This is a genomic window from Streptomyces sp. NPDC029138 (assembly GCF_055564375.1).
This window is the reverse complement of record NZ_JBVHWM010000014.1, coordinates 34,769-52,578: the sequence shown is the minus strand read 5'-3', so window position 1 is coordinate 52,578 and position 17,810 is coordinate 34,769. Positions and strand designations below refer to the sequence as shown.

Here is a 17,810-nt window from a genome sequence, read left to right as displayed (position 1 = left end):
GATGGTGTCACGCCGGCCCGCCGAACCCTCTCGGCGGTGCGCACCGTCCGCCTAAGATCGATGACATGTCCAGATCCGTACGCCTTGTCCCGGCCCTCGCCGCGCTCCTCGCCCTCGCCCTCACCGGCACCGCGTGCGACGGCGGAGTGCGGGGCACCCCGGGCGGCTCCGGCATACACGACCCGTACTTCCCGAAGGCCGGCAACGGCGGCTACGACGTCGGTCACTACGCCCTCACCCTGGACTACACCCCGGCCACCCGCCGGCTCACCGGCACCGCCGTCATCACCGCCCGGGCCACCCGGGACCTGTCCGCCTTCGACCTCGACCTCACCGGGCTGCGCGTCGACTCGGTCACCGTGGAGGGCGAGGACGCCCGCTGGAGCCGCGCCGGCCAGGAACTCACCGTGCGCCCGCACGACGACCTCACCCGGGGCGAGACGTTCCGCACGACCGTCCGCTACTCGGGCACCCCGCGCACCCTCACCGACCCGGACGGCTCCGAGGAGGGCTGGCTGCCCACCGCCGACGGCGCCCTCGCCCTCGGCGAACCCGTCGGCTCCATGGCCTGGTTCCCCGGCAACCACCACCCCTCCGACAAGGCGGCGTACGACATCAAGGTCACCGTCCCGAAGGGCCTCCAGGCCGTCTCCAACGGCGAGTTGACGGAGCGGAGCACGAAGGGAGGCCGTACCGCCTACCACTGGCACACCGCCCAGCCCATGGCGAGCTACGTCGCCACCGTCGCCATCGGCCACTACGACATCGCGCGCGGCACCGGCCCGCACGGCCTGCCCGTGGTCACCGCCGTCGACCCGACCCAGGCCGAGGCGAGCCGGAAGGTCCTCGCGAAGATCCCGGAGATCCTCGACTGGGAGGAGTACAACTTCGGGCCGTACCCCTTCTCCTCGGCCGGCGCGATCGTCGACCGGCCGGGCGACGCCGGCTACGCGCTGGAGACCCAGACCCGGCCCGTCTTCCCCGCCGACCAGCTGAACACCTCGGTTCTCGTGCACGAACTCGCCCACCAGTGGTACGGCGACTCGGTCACCCCCGAGAGCTGGCGTGACATGTGGCTCAACGAGGGCTTCGCGACGTACGCGGAGTGGCTGTACGAGGAGGACCACGGCGGCAAGAGCGCCCAGGAGAGGTTCACCGAGCTGTACGAGGAGGGCGACGAGGCCGTTTGGGCCTTCCCGCCGGCGAAACCCTCCGGCGCCGGACACATCTCCGACAGCCCCGTCTACGAGCGGGGCGCGATGGTCTTGCAGAAGATCCGGCAGAAGGTCGGCGACGACACCTTCTACGCCATCCTCCAGGGCTGGGCCGCCGCCCACCGCCACGGCACCGCGAGCACCGCCGACTTCACCGCGTACGTCGAGAAGAAGGCTCCGGACCAGGACTTCCGCGGGATCTGGAAGGACTGGCTGTACGGCGACGGCAGGCCGGACCACCCGTGAGGACGGGCGGCCCGGCCACCGCAGTGCCGTACCAGGGCGGCTACTTGACGTTCACGGCCGTCCAGGCCGCCGCCACCGCGTTGTACTCCGCGCTGCCCGGGCCGTACAGGTCGGCCGCGGCCTGGAGGGTGCCGGTGCGGGCGCCCGCGTAATCCGTGGACGAGGTGAAGTACGTGGTCAGGGCCTTGTACCAGATCTGGGCCGCCTTGTCCCGGCCGATGCCGGTGACCGTGGAGCCGTCGTAGGTCGGGGAGTTGTAGGACACCCCGTTGACCGTCTTCGCGCCGCTGCCCTCGGACAGCAGGTAGAAGAAGTGGTTGGCGACACCGGACGAGTAGTGGACGTCCAGGCGGCCGACGGTGCGCGACCAGTAGTCGGCGGAGGCGCCGTCCTTGCTGGGCTTGTCCATGTAGCGCAGCGGGGTGCCGTCGCCGTTGATGTCGATCTTCTCGCCGATGAGGTAGTCACCGGCGTCGGCGGAGTTGTTCGCGAAGAACTCCACCGAGGTGCCGAAGATGTCGGAGGTGGCCTCGTTCAGGCCGCCCGACTCGCGGCTGTACTTCAGGCCGGCGGTGGCCGCGGTCAGGCCGTGGCTCATCTCGTGCCCGGCGACGTCGAGCGAGGTCAGCGGGTCGGCGTTGTTCGCGCCGTCGCCGTACGTCATGCAGAAGCAGCTGTCGTTCCAGAACGCGTTGACGTAGGCGTTGCCATAGTGGACGCGGGAGTAGGCGGCCTTGCCGTCGCCCGCGATGCCGTTGCGGTTGAACGCGGACTTGTAGAAGTCCCAGGTGACGGCGGCGCCGTAGGCGGCGTCGACGGCGGCGGTCTGGCGGTTGTTCACGGTGCCGTCGCCCCAGAGGTCGTCGGCGTCGTGGAAGAGGGTGCCGGTGCCGGTGGTGCCGCCGTTCAGGTCGTACGTCCTGTGGCCGCCGCGCCCGCCGTCGGTCAGGTCGTAGCCCCCGGAGGCGGCGGCGGTGGTGCCGAGCGGGACGCTGCCGCTGTACTGGCTGGTGCCCGTGCCGGTGTCGATGGCCTCGAAGGAGTACAGCCGCTCGCCGGTGCGCGCGTCCGTGATGACGTGCAGCTCGCTCGGGGTGCCGTCGTGCCGGCGGGACTTGACGACGGACTCGTAGGCGAGGACCGGCTTGCCGGTGGCGGCCCACACGACCTCGCGGGCGGTGGAGGCGGTGGCCTTCGCGGTGCCGGCGGCCTTGAGGGCGGTCTGCCGCGCGGTCGCCGGGGACACGGCCGCCGTCGTGCTCGGCACGGATATCCGGGCCTTGGTCGCCTTGCTGACGCCCTTCAGCGAGCCGTTCTTCGCCGCGTGGACGACCAGGTCGCCGCCGAGCACCGGCAGACCGGCGTACGTGCGCTCGTAGCGGGTGTGGACGGTGCCGTCCGCGTCCTTGACGACGTCCCGGACGACCAGCTTCTCCTTTGCGCCGAGCCCGAGTTCCCGGGCCGCCGTACCGGCGTGCTGCTGGGCCGACTTCAGCGCGGCGGCGCGGGCCGGGGCGCTGAGCGCGACGGCCGCGGCGCCGGAGGGGTGCGGCGCGGGAGCGGCGGTCGCGGCGCCGTTCTGGAGGGCGAGGACGACCATCGCCGCGGAGCCGACCAGGGCGGCGGCGCGTACGGCGGTCTTGCGGGGAGTGCGGGAGGCGCCGGTGTCGTGGGGCTGCTGTCTCACTCGATCTCCTTCTGTCTGGTCTCGTGGGGTGGAGACACAGAGGGGCCACAGGGGATACACAGAGTTGCGGCGGGCGAGGAGAGAGTGACACCGGAACCCGTCTGTTTGACAGAGTGCCGTCAAGACTTTACGTGTTCGTATCCGAAAGCCGTGCTGCGGAATCCGTTATACGGACGCGGGCGCATGCTTCAACACCCGCTTCTTCCAGCGCAGTTGGGGCGTAGAACGTCACACCCCGGGCAGCACCTTGCGCAGAACGGCGCAGGGGCGGCCGAGGGCGAGGTCGGGGCGGTGGGCGATCGTCCCGTAGCCGAGGGCGGTCCAGAAGGCCAGCGCCCTGGTGTTGCCGGCGAGGACGGCCAGGCGTACGGCGGTGCGGCCCTGCGCGCGGAAGCGGTCCTCGACGAGTCCGGCGAGGGCACGGCCGTGGCCCTTGCCGTGTTCGGCCGCGTGGATCATCAGCAGCCCGATCCACGGGTCGGGGTCGGCGGGATCGGGGTGGTGGGCCAGCGTGATCGCGACACCGACGAGCCGGCCCTCCTCCGCGCGGGCCGTCAGCACCTCGGCGCCCGGCACGGCCAGTTCCCCGGCGAGGGCCGCCGCCACCTGCTCCGGGCGGATGTGGTCCGGGTCGGGGAAGTCACCGCTGAGCCGGTGGAACGCGCGGTTGGAGGCGTACAGCGCGGTCAGTTCGGTGAGCAGCGCGGGCGGCATGTCCCGGTCGGGGGACAGGGGGTCCAGGATCACGCGGGCAACTTGTCGCCCGGTCCCCCTGGAGGCCCCTGCCCCCGCCCGGCACCGCCGGCCGCCGGAGCCCGGCGCGGTCTCGGTCAGACGTTGACGCCGAAGTCCTGGGCGATGCCCACCAGGCCCGAGGCGTAGCCCTGGCCCACCGCGCGGAACTTCCACTCCGCGCCGTTGCGGTACAGCTCGCCGAAGACCATGGCCGTCTCGGTGGCCGCGTCCTCGGACAGGTCGTAACGCGCGATCTCGGCGCCGCCGGCCTGGTTGACGATGCGGATGTAGGCGTTGCGGACCTGGCCGAAGTTCTGGCCGCGGTTCTCGGCGTCGTAGATGGAGACCGGGAAGACGATCTTGTCGATGTCGGCCGGGAGCGCGGCCAGGTTGACGTTGATCGCCTCGTCGTCGCCGGAGCCCTCGCCCGTGCGGTTGTCGCCCGTGTGGACGATCGAGTTGTCCGGGGTCTGCTTGTTGTTGAAGAAGACGAAGTGGGCGTCCGAGTAGACCTTGCCCTGGGTGTTCACCGCGATGGCGGAGGCGTCCAGGTCGAAGTCCGTGCCGGTGGTGGTGCGGACGTCCCAGCCGAGGCCCACGGTGACGGCGGTCAGGCCCGGAGCCTCCTTGGTGAGCGAGACGTTGCCACCCTTGGACAGGCTTACAGCCATGTTGGGAGTCCCTTCCTTAGATACCCGTGCATATGCGTGCACTCTGTGCCGACGAAGCTACCGTCACCGGGGACAACGTCGAGGGGGGTCCCCATGGTTCCGGATCCCTTTACCTTTTTTACCGAACCGGAAATCCAGGTGACGTGAGGCGGGCCGGGCCGGGAACATGAAAGACATGTCCGGGCCCTACCTCATCCGTGGCTCCGTCTCGCTTCCCGAGGCCGAGCTGATGTGGCGTTTCTCCAGGTCCTCCGGGCCCGGTGGACAGCACGTCAACACCAGCGACTCGCAGGTCGAGCTGCGCTTCGACCTCGCCCGCACGGAGGCGCTCCCTCCGGTGTGGAAGGAGCGGGCGCTGCGGCGGCTGGCCGGCCGCCTCGTGGACGGTGTGGTGTCCGTACGGGCCTCGGAGCACCGCTCCCAGTGGCGCAACCGCGAGGCCGCCGCCGTACGCCTCGCCACGCTCCTCGCGGAGGCCACCGCGCCGCCGCCCAAGCCCCGCAAGCCCACCCGCATCCCGCGCGGCATCAACGAACGCCGGCTGCGGGAGAAGAAGCAGCGCGCGGAGACGAAGCGGGGCCGTACGGGACGGGACTGGGGTTAGACGGGTCGGGACCCCGGTTGAGCGGGACTCGGGTTGAGCGGGACTGAGGCCGAGGGCGGGCCGGGGCGTCCTGTCACAACTGTCGGCTTCCTCTCGTCAGGGTGGTGCGGAAGCACTCGGGACCGCCGAGGGCGAGACGGAGAGGCCGGAGCCACCCATGACCGACAACGACTTTCTCGCCGGGCGATTCGAGGCGTACCGAGGGCACCTGCGGGCCGTCGCCCACCGGATGCTCGGCTCCGCCGCCGAGGCCGAGGACGCCGTCCAGGAGGCGTGGTTCCGGCTGAGCCGGTCCGACACCCGTGAGGTGGAGAACCTCGGCGGCTGGCTGACGACCGTCGTCGGCCGGGTCTGCCTCGACATGCTCCGCTCCCGCCGCTCGCGGGGCGAGGAGCCGCTGGACAGCCGGCGGCCGGAGCCCCCCGCCGAGTCGGACCCCGCGCAGCACGCCCTGCTCGCCGACTCGGTCGGGCCGGCCCTCCTCGTCGTCCTGGACACCCTCTCCCCGGCCGAGCGGCTGGCCTTCGTGCTGCACGACCTGTTCGGGGTGCCCTTCGAGGAGATCGGCGGCATCCTCGGGCGCAGCCCGGCCGCGACGCGGCAGCTCGCCAGCCGGGCCCGACGCCGGGTGCGGGGCGTGGAGGCGCCGGAGGCCGACCTGGCCCGGCAGCGGGAGGTGGTGGACGCCTTCCTGGCCGCCGCGCGGAACGGCGACTTCGACGGGCTGCTGGAGGTGCTCGACCCCGAGGTGGAGGCCCGTACCGAGGCCGGTGTGAACAGCGGCGCGGCCCGGGTCGCCGCCGGGGCGGCGAGCTTCGCCCATCTGGCGCGCGTCGCGCGTGCGGTGCTGGTCGACGGCGCGACCGGCCTGGCCGTGTTCGCCGACGGCCGCCCGGAGCGGGTCCTGGCCTTCACCTTCGTCGCCGACCGCATCTCGGTGATCGACATCATCACCGACCCCGCCCGGCTGGCGGACCTCACCGTCGAGGAGGTCTAGCCGAGGACAGGCCCGGCTCAGGACAGGTCCAGCACCCCCACCGTCTGACCGCCGCTCGTCTCCCCGTTCTTCCGGAAGCCCAGGCGGAGGTAGAACTCCTCGGGGCCGTCCGGGCCGGGGTGCCAGCTGACGTACATCTCCGTGCCGCCCCGGCGGCGGATCTCGCCGGCCACGGCGTCGACGGCGAAGCGGCCGTAGCCCCTGCCCTGCTCGCCGGCGGCGATGTTCAGCCGCCACAGCCCGGAGCGGTGCACGCTGCCGTCGCCGTGCCAGTCGATGTCGAGGAAGGCCATCAGGAAGCCGACCGCGCGGCCGTCGTCGACGATCAGGCGGGGCCAGGCGACGCCGGGGGGATGGACGTAGGCCTCGGCGAGGGACCGCACGACCGGTGAGACGGCGTGTTCCTGGTCGGGGCGGACGCGGACGGCGACGGCGGTGTCGAAGTTCCCCGGGGTGACTTCTTCCAGACGTGGTGTCATCCGGGCACAGTAGGCACGCGGTCCACCGGCTCGCCACGCGATTCGCCGCTCGGCCCGCCCGGGCCGCCACGCGCTGCGCGCGGCTCAGCCCAACTGCCGGTAGCGCCCCCGGAAGTACAGCAGCGGGCCCCCCTCGGCGCTCGGCACCCGCGCGGCGAGGACGCGGCCGATGACCAGGGTGTGGTCACCGGCGGTCACCCGCTGCTCGGTCCGGCACTCCAGGGTGGCCAGCGCGCCGCCGACGAGCGGGGCGCCGGTGACCTCGCCCCGGGCGTAGGGGATGTCCTCGAAGAGCAGCCGGTCGCTGATGCGGCCCTTCATGGCGAAGCGGCCCGCGATGTGCCGCTGGCTCTCGGTGAGGACCGACACCGCCCACAGCGGCTGCTCGTCGAGCAGGTCGTCCATGCGGGCGCCCGTGCGCAGGCTGACCAGGACCAGCGGCGGGTCGAGGGACACGGACATGAAAGCGGTGGCGGTCATGCCGACGTCCTCCACGCCCGGCGCCTCGGGGTCGTCCGGGTCCAGCGGCGGTTCCTGCGCGGTCACCAGGACCACGCCGGCGGCCAGCCGGGACATCGCGGCCCGGAACTCGTCGTTGCTCACCCCCTCAGCATGCCCGGAAGGCAGGGGGGTCGTGGGGGAGGGAGTCTTCAGCACGCCGGAAACGCTAGTCTCCGCCCCGCGCGACCCGCATCGGCCCTCCGCCCGAACCGGGTCCTAGGACCAGCGGCGCACCCATACGGCCACATGCGTGCATCATGTGGGCACAGCCGCACGCCTTGTGTTCAGTAAACGCACAGGGCAAACGCAGAAACTCCACTCAATTGTTCACGTTCTCCTGTGACTTGAGTCACAAGGGGCAGGAATTGTTGACCCTGTGTACCGAGTGGGCTTCGCGCTGTGATTCAGTGGCGGGGAAGCCACGAAGAGTGCCGGACACAACCCTTGATTCGCTGCGACGTCGCGGGGGGAGGGCGAGCATGGAGACCGAGTCGGAGCCGTATGTCCGCCTTGCGTCCCTGCGACAGCTGCACCAGGTCATGGCCGACATGAACACGGCACGCAGCCTGGCGGACACACTCCAGACCGTCGCCGACGGCGCCGTCAACGCCCTCGGGTACGAGATGGCGGCCGTCAACCTCGTACGCCCCGACGGCGATCTCGTCGTCGCCGCCTTCTCCGGCAACTCCGCCGCCGAGGCCCTGATCACCGGCCGGGCCGGCTCCCGCGAGTCCTGGGACCGGCGGCTGAGCATGGGCGAACGCTGGGGCGACCTCGTCTTCATACCGCACACCGAGGGCTGGGTCCTCGACGACGACGACGTCCCCCAGTGGTACACCGACGGGCCCGCGCCGCGCTTCGAGGACGAGTGGCACCCCTCCGACCGGCTCTTCGCGCCCATGTACACCCCCGGCGTGCAGCGCGGCTCCTGCGGCGAACTGCTCGGCGTCATATCCGTAGACCGGCCGCGCAACGGCCGTCGCCCCGGCGCCTGGGGCCGCGAAGCCCTCCAGATGTACGCCTTCCAGGCCGCCATCGCGATCAGCAACGCCCGCCTGCGCGCCAACATGCAGCGCGCACTGGTCCGCCTGGAGCGCGAGCAGCAGGCCCTGCGCGCCAGCGAGGAATCCTTCCGGCAGGCCTTCGAGTACGCCCCCTCCGGCATGGCCATCGCCGAGATGGGAGGCGACCAGCACGGCCGCATCCTGCGCACCAACGACGCCCTGTGCCGGCTGCTCGGCCGGCCCGCCTCCGCGATGCGCCGCTACTCCTTCGCCGACCTCGTCCACCCCGAGGACGTCGGCACCCTGCTGCGGACCTCCGCGGAGGGCGGCCGTGCGGAGCTGCGTCTGGGCCGCCGCGACGGCACCTACGTCTGGGTGTCCCTGCGCAACAGCGTCGTCGCCGACGCCGCCGACGGCCCCCGCTTCCTGCTCACCCACGTCGAGGACATAGAGGAGCGCAAGCGGCGCGAGCTGCAACTCGCCCACCGCGCCTCCCACGACTCGCTGACCGGCCTGCCCAACTCCGCCGAACTGCGCTCGCGCCTGTCCGCCCGGCTCTGCCGGCGCCCCACCCACGCCGGCGAACTGGAATCCCTGGACGCGGCCTACGGCCACCCCGCCTTCGACGCCCCGGCCGGCCACGGCTTCGACTTCACGCAGGGCACGGAGGGCCTCGACGCCTACGACCACCATGTGCACACCGTCGCCCCCGAGGAGGGCCGCGACGACGGCACCAAGGGTCTCGCGGTGCTCTTCTGCGACCTCGACGGCTTCAAGTCGATCAACGACCGGTTCGGGCACAACGCGGGCGACGCGGTCCTCATCGAGGTCGCCCGGCGGCTGAGCAACGGCGTCCGCGACGGTGACACGGTCGCCCGGCTCGGCGGCGACGAGTTCGTGATCCTCGCCGACGGCCTCGGCCGGGCCGACGCCCAGGACCTCGCCGTACGGCTGCGCAACGAGATCATCCAGCCGATCCGCGCCGAGGGCCGGGCCGTCCGGGTGGGCGCGAGCTTCGGCATCGGCTGGGCCCACTGCGGCATGACGGCGGACGAGGTGTTGAAGTCCGCTGACGAGCGGATGTACGTAGAGAAACGATCTCGTCCCAAACAGCACCGGCGCGCCGGATGACGTGCAGGTCAGCGAGTTGATGCGGTCCGAGTCACCCGTTTGGGCCAGCGAGAGCGGGTAGGCTCGCCATTCCACACCCGTACCGCATCCGCCCGCACCTGTTGAGGAGTACCAAGGGATGACGCCCGGCGACAACGGCGCGAGCACGCCCGAGGACGACGACCCGTTCGGCTATCTGTACGCAGACGGCCAGGCCAGAGGAGCCCAGCCGCCGTCCGGCGGTTACGGCTACCCGAACTCGGTCAGCAGGGTGCGCACGGTCGGCGAGCGCAGCTACGGCGCACAGCAGGCCCCGTACGGCCAGCCGCCCCAGGCCACCCACGGCCAGGGCGGACCCCAGCAGGGCGCCTACGGCCAGCCGAACGCCCACTACCAGGCCCCGGAGACGCTCCCCGGCGGCGCCCCGGCCTCCCACCGCCCCGCGCCGCCCGCGTCCGGCCGCCGCGGCCCCAACACCAAGGGTCTGCTGATCGGCGCGATCGCGGTGGTCGCCGCGGTCGTCATCGGAATCGGCGTGGCGATGATGAACGGCAACTCGGACGACGACAAGTCCGGCAACCAGGCGAACTCCACTCCGACCCAGTCCCAGACCGGCAGCCCGAGCCCGTCGGGGAGCGGCTCGGCGACGCCGGGGGAGCTGCCGAAGACGGACGCGAGCGCCCTCCAGCTGGCCGGCAGTGCGACCAAGGCGACGGACGTACCGGGCGCCCAGGCGGCCGGCGGCGTCTACGTGACGGGCTTCAACCAGCCCGGAGCCTCGATCACCTGGACCGTCAACGGCATCCCCGCGGCCGGTAAATACAGTGTCTACGTCGGGTACAGCGTTCCCGGCAAGGACGGCACCGCCACCCTCACGGTCAACGGCGTGGCGTCCAATACGCCCGTCGGACTGAAGAACTGGGCGAAGGCTGCGGAGGGCGACTACGGGAAGGGCTGGACGAAGACGTACAACTGGATCCAGCTCGACAAGGGAACGAACACCATCAAGCTCTCGTGCGAGCAGGGCAATCAGTGTGACGCTCTCATCGACCAGATGTGGCTGGTGAAGGGCTGGGTCAATTCCAGCGGCTGATCCCCGAAGCGGGGTGTCGATGGTCGTCGGCCATGATCGGCCGGTTTCAGTGTGAGGGCGTTTCTCCGCCGCACTCGCTGGGCGGGCATATCCGGCGACGGCCGCACAGCTCTCACGCCGCCGTCACCGACACTCCCGCCAGGAGTTTCTCGTAGGCCGCGCGGTCGAAGTCACCCGCTGTCGGGGACCGTACGGTGGCTGCCGCCAGGGCGACCGCGCGGGTGAGGCGGTCCGGCCAGGGGAGTCGGTCCGACAGGCCGGACAGGAGGCCGGCCACCGCCGAGTCGCCGGCGCCGGTGGGGTTGCCGTGCTCGGGGGCGGGCGGGGCCGCGCGCCAGCGGCCCTCCGGGGTGACGGCGAGCAGGCCGTCCGCGCCGAGGGAGGCGACCACCGCGCGGGCCCCGCGCCGCCGGGCGTCCTGGGTGGCGCGCGACGGCTCGTGGGAGCCGGTGAGTTCGGCCAGTTCGTCGGCGTTCGGCTTGATGATGTCCGGCCGGGCCGCGACACCCCGACGCAGCGGTTCGCCGCTCGTGTCCAGCAGCACCGGCACACCGGCGGACCGGGCCGTGCGGACCAGGTTCGCGTACGCCCCCACCGGCACCCCCGGCGGCAGGCTGCCGCACAGGGCCACTGCCGAGGCGCCGGGCACCAGTTCCTCGTAGCGGTCCAGGAAAGCGCCCCACTCGCGCGGTGTGATCTGCGGGCCGGGCTCGTTCAGCTGGGTGGTGTCACCGGTCAGCTCGTCCACGACCGCGATGGTGCGCCGGGTCGCCCCGGAGACCGTGACCAGCGCGTCGACCGGCCTCACCGCCCCGGCGGGGACTCGCTCAGGCGCTGCCCCACCGGTCGGCCCGCTCGCCAGGCGTTCGCGCAGCACCTCGCCGGTCGGCCCGCCCGCGAAGCCGGTGATCGTCACCTCTTGGCCGAGCGCGGCCAGGACCCGGGCCACGTTCACGCCCTTGCCGCCGGGCCGCTCGGCCACCTCGGAGACGCGGTGCGAGGCGTGCGGGCGCAGCGACCGTACGCGATAGGTGATGTCGAGAGCGGTGTTCAGCGTGACCGTGAGGATCACCCGGGCCGACCTCCCTCGAAGTCCGTGCGCCTGTCTCGGTTTCCGGGGACTCGATCATGCCAAAGAGACGGCGGTCGGCCCAGTGCGCGGGTCGGCCTCCGTCTCCTCGACGCCGGTACGGATCAGGGCAGTTGGGGCGCTACCACCCATTCGCCCTGCCGCATCACGCCCTTCACCTCGAAGTCCGCGTCCAGCAGGACCAGGTCGGCGTCCTTGCCGGGCTCCAGCGAGCCGACGCGGTCGGAGAGGCCGAGCAGTCGGGACGGGTTGGCCGACAGGGCGGTCACGGCGTCCTCCACCGACAGCCTGTCGACGGTCACCGCCCGCTGGAACGCGCGGTCCAGGGTGAGCGTGGAGCCCGCGATCGAGCCGCCCTCCACCAGCCGGGCCACGCCCTCGCTGACCTCGACCTCCAGCGGGCCGAGCATGTAGCGCCCGTCGCCGATGCCGGCCGCGTCCATCGCGTCGGTGATGAACGCCACCCGGCCCGCGCCCGCGTGACGGAACGCCAGCTCCAGCGCGGCGGGGTGCAGATGGACCCCGTCGTTGATCAGCTCGACCGTCACCCGCTCGTCCTCCAGCAGGGCGGCGATCGGGCCGGGCGCGCGGTGGTTGAGGGCCGGCATGGCGTTGAAGAGGTGGGTGGCGACCGTGGCGCCCGCGTCGATCGCCTCGACCGTCTGCTCGTAGCCGGCGTCCGTGTGTCCGATCGCCGCGATCACGCCGTGCTCGACGAGCATCCGTACGGAGTCGATGCCGCCGGGCAGCTCGGCCGCGAGCGTGACCATCTTCGCCGTGCCGCGCGCAGCGTCGATCAGCTTGCGGACCTCGGCCGGGTCCGGGTCGCGCAGCAGCTCCTCGGAGTGCGCGCCCTTGCGGCACGGCGAGATGAACGGCCCCTCGAAGTGGATGCCCGCGATGTCGCCCTGCTCGGCCAGCTCGCTCAGCAGGCCGGCCTGACGGACCAGCAGGTCCATCTCGTCGGTGACGGTGGAGGCGACGAGGGTGGTGGTGCCATGGGCGCGGTGCGTGCGGACGGCGGTGAGGATCTCCTCGGCGGTGCCGGAGAAGGAGGCTCCGCCTCCGCCGTGGTTGTGGATGTCCACGAAGCCGGGGATCAGCCAGTGGCCGGTGACGTCGATCAGCTGGGCGTCGGCCGGAGGGGTGCTGGTGATGCGCTTGCCCTCGATCGCCAACCGGCCGTTCTTCACCGTTCCGGTGGGGAGCACCACGTTTGCGCCGGTGAGCACCTGCGGGCCGGTGGGGGCTTGTCGCGCCCCGCGGCGGAGCCGCAGATCGGCTCTGTCCCGCGCCCCTTGCGGGGCGCTGTCCGGGGCCGGAGTTTCCCGCTCGGTTGCCATCAGGTGCTTACCTCCGGAGTCGTTGAAGTGGCTGTGAGCAGGTCCCGTGCGAGCAGACCCGCGCCCAGGCAGCCGGCCGTGTCGCCCAGCGCCGCCGGGACGATCGTCGGCAGTTTCTGGAAGGTGACCCGGTGCCGGACGGCGTCCCGCAGGGGCTGGAACAACACTTCCCCCGCCTCGGCCAGGCCACCACCGATGATCAGCGTGCGGGGGTCCAGCAGGGTGACTGCGGTCACCAGCCCGTCGGCGAGCGCGTCCACCGCCTCCTGCCAGACCCGGACGGCGTTCGGGTCGCCGGACGCGACGGCCTCGGCGCAGTCCGCCGCGTCCGCGTCCGGGTCACCGCAGGCCGCCGCCCAGGCCTCGCTGACGGCGGACGCGGAGGCGTACCGCTCCAGGCAGCCGCGCTGTCCGCAGGGGCAGGGGGCGCCTTCGGGGCGTACGACGATGTGGCCGATCTCGCCCGCGAAGCCGTGCGCGCCGGCCTCCACCCGGCCGTCGATGCCGATGGCACCGGCGATCCCGGTGCCCAGCGGCACGAACAGGAACCGGTCCGCGCCCCGGCCCGCGCCGATCCGGCCCTCCGCGAGGCCGCCGGTGCGGACGTCGTGGCCGAGCGCGACGGGCACCCCGAGCCGGTCGGTGAGCAGGGCGCGCAGGGGTACGTCCCGCCAGCCGAGGTTGGCCGCGTAGACGGCGGTGCCGGTCGTCTCGTCGACGATGCCGGGGACCGCGATGCCGGCCGCGTCGGCGGGCTCGCCGTAGTGCTCGACGCCGTACGCGCGCAGCTCGGCGGCGAAGTCGAGGATGCCCGCCACCACCGCCTCGGGGCCGCGCTCGCGGCCGGTGGCGCGGCGGGCGCGGTGGAGCAGCGCGCCGTCGTCGCCGACCAGGGCGGCCTTCATCCCGGTACCGCCCACGTCGAGGGCGATGACATGTCTCACCACGGGCCTAGTGTGACTCCCGTACCCGGGAGAGGTCTAGTCCACTCACGTGGTGTAGACCTTACGTGTCCACATATTGAACCGTCAGACAGCAGGGTTGGGGCTTTGAGCGTGCGTCGGCGTACGGCAGGAATGATCGCGGTGGTGTCCGCACTGGGCATGACGGCGGTCCTCGGTGGCTGCGGGAGTACGGGCTCCTCCGACGTGACCCTCAGACTCGTCGCCGCCGACTACGGCGACTCCGCCGCCAACAGCTCCAAGAAGTACTGGGACACCCTGGTCAAGGAGTACGAGAAGCAGCACTCCGGCGTGAAGGTCGAGGTCAGCGTCTACTCCTGGAACGACGTCGACCGCAAGGTCAAGGAGATGGTCGACGCCGGCCACGCCCCGGACATGGCCCAGATCGGCGCCTACGCCGACTACGCCGCCGCCGGCAAGCTCTACCCGGCCTCCGACCTGCTCTCCATACGCACCCAGGCCGACTTCCTCTCCCAGCTCTCCGACGCAGGCGAGTGGAAGCACACGCAGTACGGCATCCCGTTCGCCGCCTCCACGCGCGTGCTCTTCTACAACAAGGCCCTGTTCACCAAGGCCGACCTCACGCCGCCCACCACCTGGGACGAGCTGGCCGCCGACGCCAAGGCGCTCAAGGCGGAGGGCGTGAAGTTCCCGTACGCGCTGCCGCTCGGCCCCGAGGAGGCCCAGGCCGAGACCATGCAGTGGCTGCTCAGCGGCGGCAACGGCGGCAGCGGCTTCACCGACGACGTCGGCACCTACACCATCGACTCCGCCGCGAACGTCGAGACCTTCACCTGGCTCAAGGACGAGCTGGTCGGCAAGGGCCTGACCGGCCCGGTCGCCCCCGGCAAGCTCAACCGCGCCGACGCGTTCGCCGCCTTCGCCGACGGCCAGGTCGGCATGCTCAACGGACACCCCACGCTGATCCAGCAGGCGGCCAAGAAGGGCGTGAAGTTCGGCATGGTGCCGATGCCGGGCCGCACCGGCAAGGCCAGGGCGTCCATGGGCGTCGCCGACTGGATGATGGGCTTCAAGCAGAACGGGCACGCCGAGCAGATCGGCGACTTCCTCGACTTCGTCTACAGCGAGAAGAACGTCCTCGACTTCTCCCGTGAGTACGGGCTGCTGCCGGTCACCGGCTCGGCGTCCAACACCATGGCGGCGTCGGACGCCTCCGCCGACAAGGCCCTGCAACCGTTCCTGGAGCAGCTGCCGACCTCAGAGCTGTACCCCGTCGGCAAGACCTCCTGGGCGGCGGTCAGCGTGGCCGTGAAGCAGAACATCGGGCAGGCGGTCGCTCCCGGCGGCAGCCCCGCCGGCGTCCTCACCCGCCTCCAGTCGACGGCCATGGCGGCCGACAGCAGCAGCGCGAACTGAGCCCGCTGTCCGTGCCGACCGCTACCGTGGCCGGCATGGAACTCGGCACCCGCGAAAAGGCCATCCTCGCGCTGGAGCGCCGGGCGTTCCCCGGCCCCGGCGCGAAGGAACGCGCGATACGCGAGGAGCTGGACCTGTCCCCCGTCCGCTACTACCAGCTCCTCAACGCCCTCCTGGACGACGAGCGGGCCCTGGCCCACGACCCGGTGACGGTCAACCGTCTGCGCCGCGTACGGGAGAGGAGACGCGCGGAACGCTGACAACCGGGAACGCCTTTCAGCCGGCCGAGTCCCCGGGGCGGAGCCCCTGGCGGGGTCCGGGGCGGAGCCCCGGGGCGGGAGGCGACGGAACCCTGGGTGTGAGGCACCCCGGGCTGGATAGTGTCGCGGTATGGACGCTATGGACGCTCTGCCGACCCCGCGCACCCGAGCCGGTCAGGACGGCCTCGCCGCCCTGCTCGCGCAGCCCCGCACCGCCCTGATCGGCCTGGACTTCGACGGCACGCTGGCCCCGATCGTCGCCGACCCCGAGCAGGCCCGCGCCCACCCCGAGGCCGTACCCGCCCTCGCCGCCCTCGCCCCGAAGATCGCCTCCGTCGCCGTGATCACCGGCCGCCCGCCCGAGGTCGCGGTCCGGTACGGCGGCTTCGCCGGCGTCCCCGGCCTGGAGCACCTCACCGTCCTCGGCCACTACGGCGCCGAGCGCTGGGACGCGGCCACCGGCACGGTCACCGCGCCGCCCCCGCACCCCGGCGTCGCCGCCGTCCGCGCCGAGCTGCCGGGCCTGCTGGAGCGCGCCGGCGCGGAGGAGGGCACGTGGATCGAGGAGAAGGGACGGGCGCTCGCGGTGCACACCCGCCGCGCCCCCGACCCGCAGGCCGCGTTCGAGGCCCTGCGCGCCCCCCTCGCCGACCTGGCCACCCGGCACGGCCTGATCGTCGAGCCCGGCCGCATGGTCCTGGAACTGCGCCCGCCGGGCATGGACAAGGGTGTGGCCCTCCTCGACCACGCCCGCGCCGTCAAGGCCGGCTGCGTCGTCTACGCCGGTGACGACCTGGGCGACCTCCCCGCCTTCGCCGCGATCGAGAAGCTCCGCGCCAACGGCGTCCCCGGCCTGCTGGTGTGCAGCGGCAGCGCGGAGGTCACCGAACTGGCGGACCGGGCCGACCTGGTCGTCGACGGCCCGGAGGGAGTCGTGGGCCTGCTCCGGGCGCTGGCCGCTCAGCTGGGCCGGGGGTCCAGCGCCGCCAGCTGATCGAGGAACCACCGGGCCGGCGGCAGCGCGGTCGCGGCGGCGGCCAGTCGCTTCGAGCGTTCCGCCCGCGCGTCCGCCGGCAGGGTCAGCGCCTCGTGCAGGGCCCGCGCCGTCCCCGCGATGTCGTACGGGTTCACCACGAAGGCGTCCTCGCCCAGCTCCTCGTACGCCCCCGCCTCCCTCGACAGCACCAGCGCGCAGCCCTCGTCGGAGACGACGGGGACCTCCTTGGCGACCAGGTTCATGCCGTCCCGGATGGGGTTCACCAGGGCCACGTCGGCCAGCCGGTACGCGGCCAGGGAGCGGGCGAAGTCGTCCTTCACGTGCAGCACGACCGGGGTCCAGCCGTCCGTGCCGTACCGCTCGTTGATCTCGTCCGCGACCCGCCGGACCTGGGCCGTGTACTCGCGGTACACGGCGAGGTCCTGCCGGGACGGGTACGCGAACGCCACGTGGACGACCTTCTCCCGCCACTCCGGGTGGTCCTCCAGCAACTGCTCGTACGCCAGCAGCCCGCGCACGATGTTCTTGGACAGCTCGGTCCGGTCCACCCGGACGATCGTCCTGCGCCCTTCCCCGATCTCCGCCCGCAGCGCCGCCATCCGCTCGTCCACGTCCGGCTCGTGCGCCCGCGCGCGCAGGAAGTCCGCGTCCGCGCCCAGCCCGTGCACCCCGATCCGGGTGCCGGAGGGGATGCCGGGCCCGAGCACCGCGTGACAGCAGTCCGTGAACGCGTCCGCCCACCGCCGGGTGAGGAACGCCGCCCGGTCCGCGCCCAGGATGCCGCCGAGCAGCTCGGCCGCGATGTCGTCGGGAAGGAGCCGGAAGTAGTCCGGCGGCGCCCACGGGGTGTGCGAGAAGTGGCCGATGCGCAGGTCGGGCCGGAGCTGGCGGAGCATGCGGGGGGCGAGGGCCAGGTGGTAGTCCTGGATCAGCACGGCCGCGCCCTCGGCGGCCTCCTCGGCCAGCGCCTCGGCGAACGCCCGGTTGTAGGCCTCGTACGACCCCCACTGCCGGCGGAAACCGGCGTCGAAGACCGGCTCCAGCGGCGTCTGGTACAGCATGTGGTGGACGAACCAGAGCACCGAGTTGGCGATCCCGTTGTACGCCTCGGCGTGCACGGTCGTGTCGATGTCGAGCATCCGCACCCGCTGCCCGCCGGTGTCCTCGGCCGGCAGCAGCCCGCCGTCCGCGCGCCGGACGGCCGCCCGGTCGCCGTCGCCGAGCGCGGCGCACACCCAGACCGAGCCCGCGTCCGACCCGATGGCGGACAGTCCCGAGACCAGCCCGCCGCCACCCCGCCGGGCGTGCAGCGAGCCGTCCTCGCCCACCTGATAGGAGACCGGGCCGCGGTTCGACGCGACCAGCACCTGAGCCTTTTCCGCAGCATCGAGCGTGGAAGCCATACGCCTCAACCTAGCCCGGCCCGGAAACGCTCAAACG

At 72.4% G+C, this 17,810-nt stretch carries 17 protein-coding genes; 8 read left to right on the top strand and 9 right to left on the bottom strand.

The window, feature by feature from the left end; translation table 11 throughout:
* Window positions 1-65 precede the first annotated feature (65 nt).
* Window positions 66-1,460, top strand: coding sequence for a M1 family metallopeptidase (locus ACZ4WH_RS14905; RefSeq protein ID WP_468180309.1), 1,395 nt, complete (start codon window positions 66-68; stop codon window positions 1,458-1,460).
* Between the two features lie 40 nt (window positions 1,461-1,500).
* Here ACZ4WH_RS14905 and ACZ4WH_RS14900 read toward each other — a convergent pair whose 3' ends face one another.
* From ACZ4WH_RS14900 to ACZ4WH_RS14890, 3 genes are all read right to left on the bottom strand, one after another.
* Window positions 1,501-3,060 (bottom strand): M4 family metallopeptidase, encoded by a 1,560-nt coding sequence (locus ACZ4WH_RS14900; protein ID WP_468180481.1) that lies wholly within the window; start codon window positions 3,058-3,060, stop codon window positions 1,501-1,503.
* 315 nt (window positions 3,061-3,375) lie between these two features.
* On the bottom strand, window positions 3,376-3,894 hold the full coding sequence (locus tag ACZ4WH_RS14895) for a GNAT family N-acetyltransferase (protein ID WP_468180308.1): 519 nt from the start codon (window positions 3,892-3,894) through the stop codon (window positions 3,376-3,378).
* Between the two features lie 83 nt (window positions 3,895-3,977).
* Window positions 3,978-4,553 (bottom strand): TerD family protein, encoded by a 576-nt coding sequence (locus ACZ4WH_RS14890; protein WP_353598814.1) that lies wholly within the window; start codon window positions 4,551-4,553, stop codon window positions 3,978-3,980.
* 166 nt (window positions 4,554-4,719) lie between these two features.
* On the opposite strand from ACZ4WH_RS14890, the gene arfB reads away from it, so the two are divergent.
* Together arfB and ACZ4WH_RS14880 are read left to right on the top strand one after the other, a co-directional pair.
* Complete coding sequence (gene arfB, locus ACZ4WH_RS14885) at window positions 4,720-5,157, top strand: alternative ribosome rescue aminoacyl-tRNA hydrolase ArfB (RefSeq protein ID WP_468180306.1); 438 nt, start codon at window positions 4,720-4,722, stop codon at window positions 5,155-5,157.
* A gap of 157 nt (window positions 5,158-5,314) precedes the next feature.
* A complete protein-coding gene (locus ACZ4WH_RS14880; protein WP_468180304.1) occupies window positions 5,315-6,154 on the top strand; it encodes a sigma-70 family RNA polymerase sigma factor in 840 nt (279 codons plus the stop codon).
* A gap of 17 nt (window positions 6,155-6,171) precedes the next feature.
* Here ACZ4WH_RS14880 and ACZ4WH_RS14875 read toward each other — a convergent pair whose 3' ends face one another.
* Both ACZ4WH_RS14875 and ACZ4WH_RS14870 read right to left on the bottom strand, forming a co-directional pair.
* A complete protein-coding gene (locus tag ACZ4WH_RS14875) occupies window positions 6,172-6,633 on the bottom strand; it encodes a GNAT family N-acetyltransferase (protein WP_468180302.1) in 462 nt (153 codons plus the stop codon).
* A gap of 84 nt (window positions 6,634-6,717) precedes the next feature.
* On the bottom strand, window positions 6,718-7,290 hold the full coding sequence (locus ACZ4WH_RS14870) for a flavin reductase family protein (protein WP_468180300.1): 573 nt from the start codon (window positions 7,288-7,290) through the stop codon (window positions 6,718-6,720).
* Window positions 7,291-7,613: 323 nt separating this feature from the next.
* Between ACZ4WH_RS14870 and cdgB the strand changes: the two genes are divergently transcribed.
* Together cdgB and ACZ4WH_RS14860 are read left to right on the top strand one after the other, a co-directional pair.
* Window positions 7,614-9,269, top strand: a complete 1,656-nt coding sequence (cdgB, locus tag ACZ4WH_RS14865; protein ID WP_468180298.1) for a diguanylate cyclase CdgB — start codon at window positions 7,614-7,616, stop codon at window positions 9,267-9,269.
* 118 nt (window positions 9,270-9,387) lie between these two features.
* Entirely contained in the window at window positions 9,388-10,341 is a 954-nt protein-coding gene (locus ACZ4WH_RS14860; RefSeq protein WP_468180296.1) for a carbohydrate-binding protein, read from the top strand.
* A 112-nt stretch (window positions 10,342-10,453) separates the two neighbouring features.
* Here the strand turns inward: ACZ4WH_RS14860 and ACZ4WH_RS14855 are convergent, their stop codons facing one another.
* The 3 genes from ACZ4WH_RS14855 to ACZ4WH_RS14845 form a co-directional block, all read right to left on the bottom strand.
* Window positions 10,454-11,413, bottom strand: a complete 960-nt coding sequence (locus tag ACZ4WH_RS14855; RefSeq protein ID WP_468180294.1) for a 1-phosphofructokinase family hexose kinase — start codon at window positions 11,411-11,413, stop codon at window positions 10,454-10,456.
* 122 nt (window positions 11,414-11,535) lie between these two features.
* Complete coding sequence (gene nagA, locus ACZ4WH_RS14850; protein WP_468180292.1) at window positions 11,536-12,663, bottom strand: N-acetylglucosamine-6-phosphate deacetylase; 1,128 nt, start codon at window positions 12,661-12,663, stop codon at window positions 11,536-11,538.
* A 110-nt stretch (window positions 12,664-12,773) separates the two neighbouring features.
* The gene (locus tag ACZ4WH_RS14845; protein WP_468180479.1) at window positions 12,774-13,718 is read right to left on the bottom strand and encodes an ROK family protein; all 945 of its coding nucleotides are present in this window, start codon (window positions 13,716-13,718) and stop codon (window positions 12,774-12,776) included.
* A gap of 132 nt (window positions 13,719-13,850) precedes the next feature.
* Between ACZ4WH_RS14845 and ACZ4WH_RS14840 the strand changes: the two genes are divergently transcribed.
* The 3 genes from ACZ4WH_RS14840 to otsB all read left to right on the top strand — a co-directional run bounded on the left by ACZ4WH_RS14840 (window position 13,851) and on the right by otsB (window position 16,367).
* Window positions 13,851-15,113 carry an extracellular solute-binding protein gene (locus ACZ4WH_RS14840; protein WP_468180477.1) on the top strand — a complete coding sequence of 421 codons (1,263 nt, stop codon included), beginning with the start codon at window positions 13,851-13,853 and terminating at the stop codon, window positions 15,111-15,113.
* A 35-nt stretch (window positions 15,114-15,148) separates the two neighbouring features.
* Window positions 15,149-15,373 carry a DUF3263 domain-containing protein gene (locus ACZ4WH_RS14835; protein WP_468180290.1) on the top strand — a complete coding sequence of 75 codons (225 nt, stop codon included), beginning with the start codon at window positions 15,149-15,151 and terminating at the stop codon, window positions 15,371-15,373.
* A 130-nt stretch (window positions 15,374-15,503) separates the two neighbouring features.
* Complete coding sequence (gene otsB, locus ACZ4WH_RS14830) at window positions 15,504-16,367, top strand: trehalose-phosphatase (protein ID WP_468180288.1); 864 nt, start codon at window positions 15,504-15,506, stop codon at window positions 16,365-16,367.
* Here the strand turns inward: otsB and ACZ4WH_RS14825 are convergent.
* Entirely contained in the window at window positions 16,334-17,773 is a 1,440-nt protein-coding gene (locus tag ACZ4WH_RS14825; RefSeq protein ID WP_468180286.1) for an alpha,alpha-trehalose-phosphate synthase (UDP-forming), read from the bottom strand. The two genes, otsB and ACZ4WH_RS14825, sit on opposite strands and share 34 nt — an antisense overlap.
* Window positions 17,774-17,810 lie beyond the last annotated feature (37 nt).

Coding starts and splice junctions, on each gene's coding strand:
- ACZ4WH_RS14860 (WP_468180296.1), top strand. CDS start 9,388: ATGACGCCCGGCGACAACGGCGCGAGCACGCCCGAGGACGACGACCCG.
- ACZ4WH_RS14880 (WP_468180304.1), top strand. CDS start 5,315: ATGACCGACAACGACTTTCTCGCCGGGCGATTCGAGGCGTACCGAGGG.
- cdgB (WP_468180298.1), top strand. CDS start 7,614: ATGGAGACCGAGTCGGAGCCGTATGTCCGCCTTGCGTCCCTGCGACAG.
- ACZ4WH_RS14835 (WP_468180290.1), top strand. CDS start 15,149: ATGGAACTCGGCACCCGCGAAAAGGCCATCCTCGCGCTGGAGCGCCGG.
- ACZ4WH_RS14890 (WP_353598814.1), bottom strand. CDS start 4,553: ATGGCTGTAAGCCTGTCCAAGGGTGGCAACGTCTCGCTCACCAAGGAG.
- ACZ4WH_RS14905 (WP_468180309.1), top strand. CDS start 66: ATGTCCAGATCCGTACGCCTTGTCCCGGCCCTCGCCGCGCTCCTCGCC.
- otsB (WP_468180288.1), top strand. CDS start 15,504: ATGGACGCTATGGACGCTCTGCCGACCCCGCGCACCCGAGCCGGTCAG.
- ACZ4WH_RS14875 (WP_468180302.1), bottom strand. CDS start 6,633: ATGACACCACGTCTGGAAGAAGTCACCCCGGGGAACTTCGACACCGCC.
- ACZ4WH_RS14900 (WP_468180481.1), bottom strand. CDS start 3,060: ATGGTCGTCCTCGCCCTCCAGAACGGCGCCGCGACCGCCGCTCCCGCG.
- ACZ4WH_RS14825 (WP_468180286.1), bottom strand. CDS start 17,773: ATGGCTTCCACGCTCGATGCTGCGGAAAAGGCTCAGGTGCTGGTCGCG.
- ACZ4WH_RS14840 (WP_468180477.1), top strand. CDS start 13,851: ATGATCGCGGTGGTGTCCGCACTGGGCATGACGGCGGTCCTCGGTGGC.
- arfB (WP_468180306.1), top strand. CDS start 4,720: ATGAAAGACATGTCCGGGCCCTACCTCATCCGTGGCTCCGTCTCGCTT.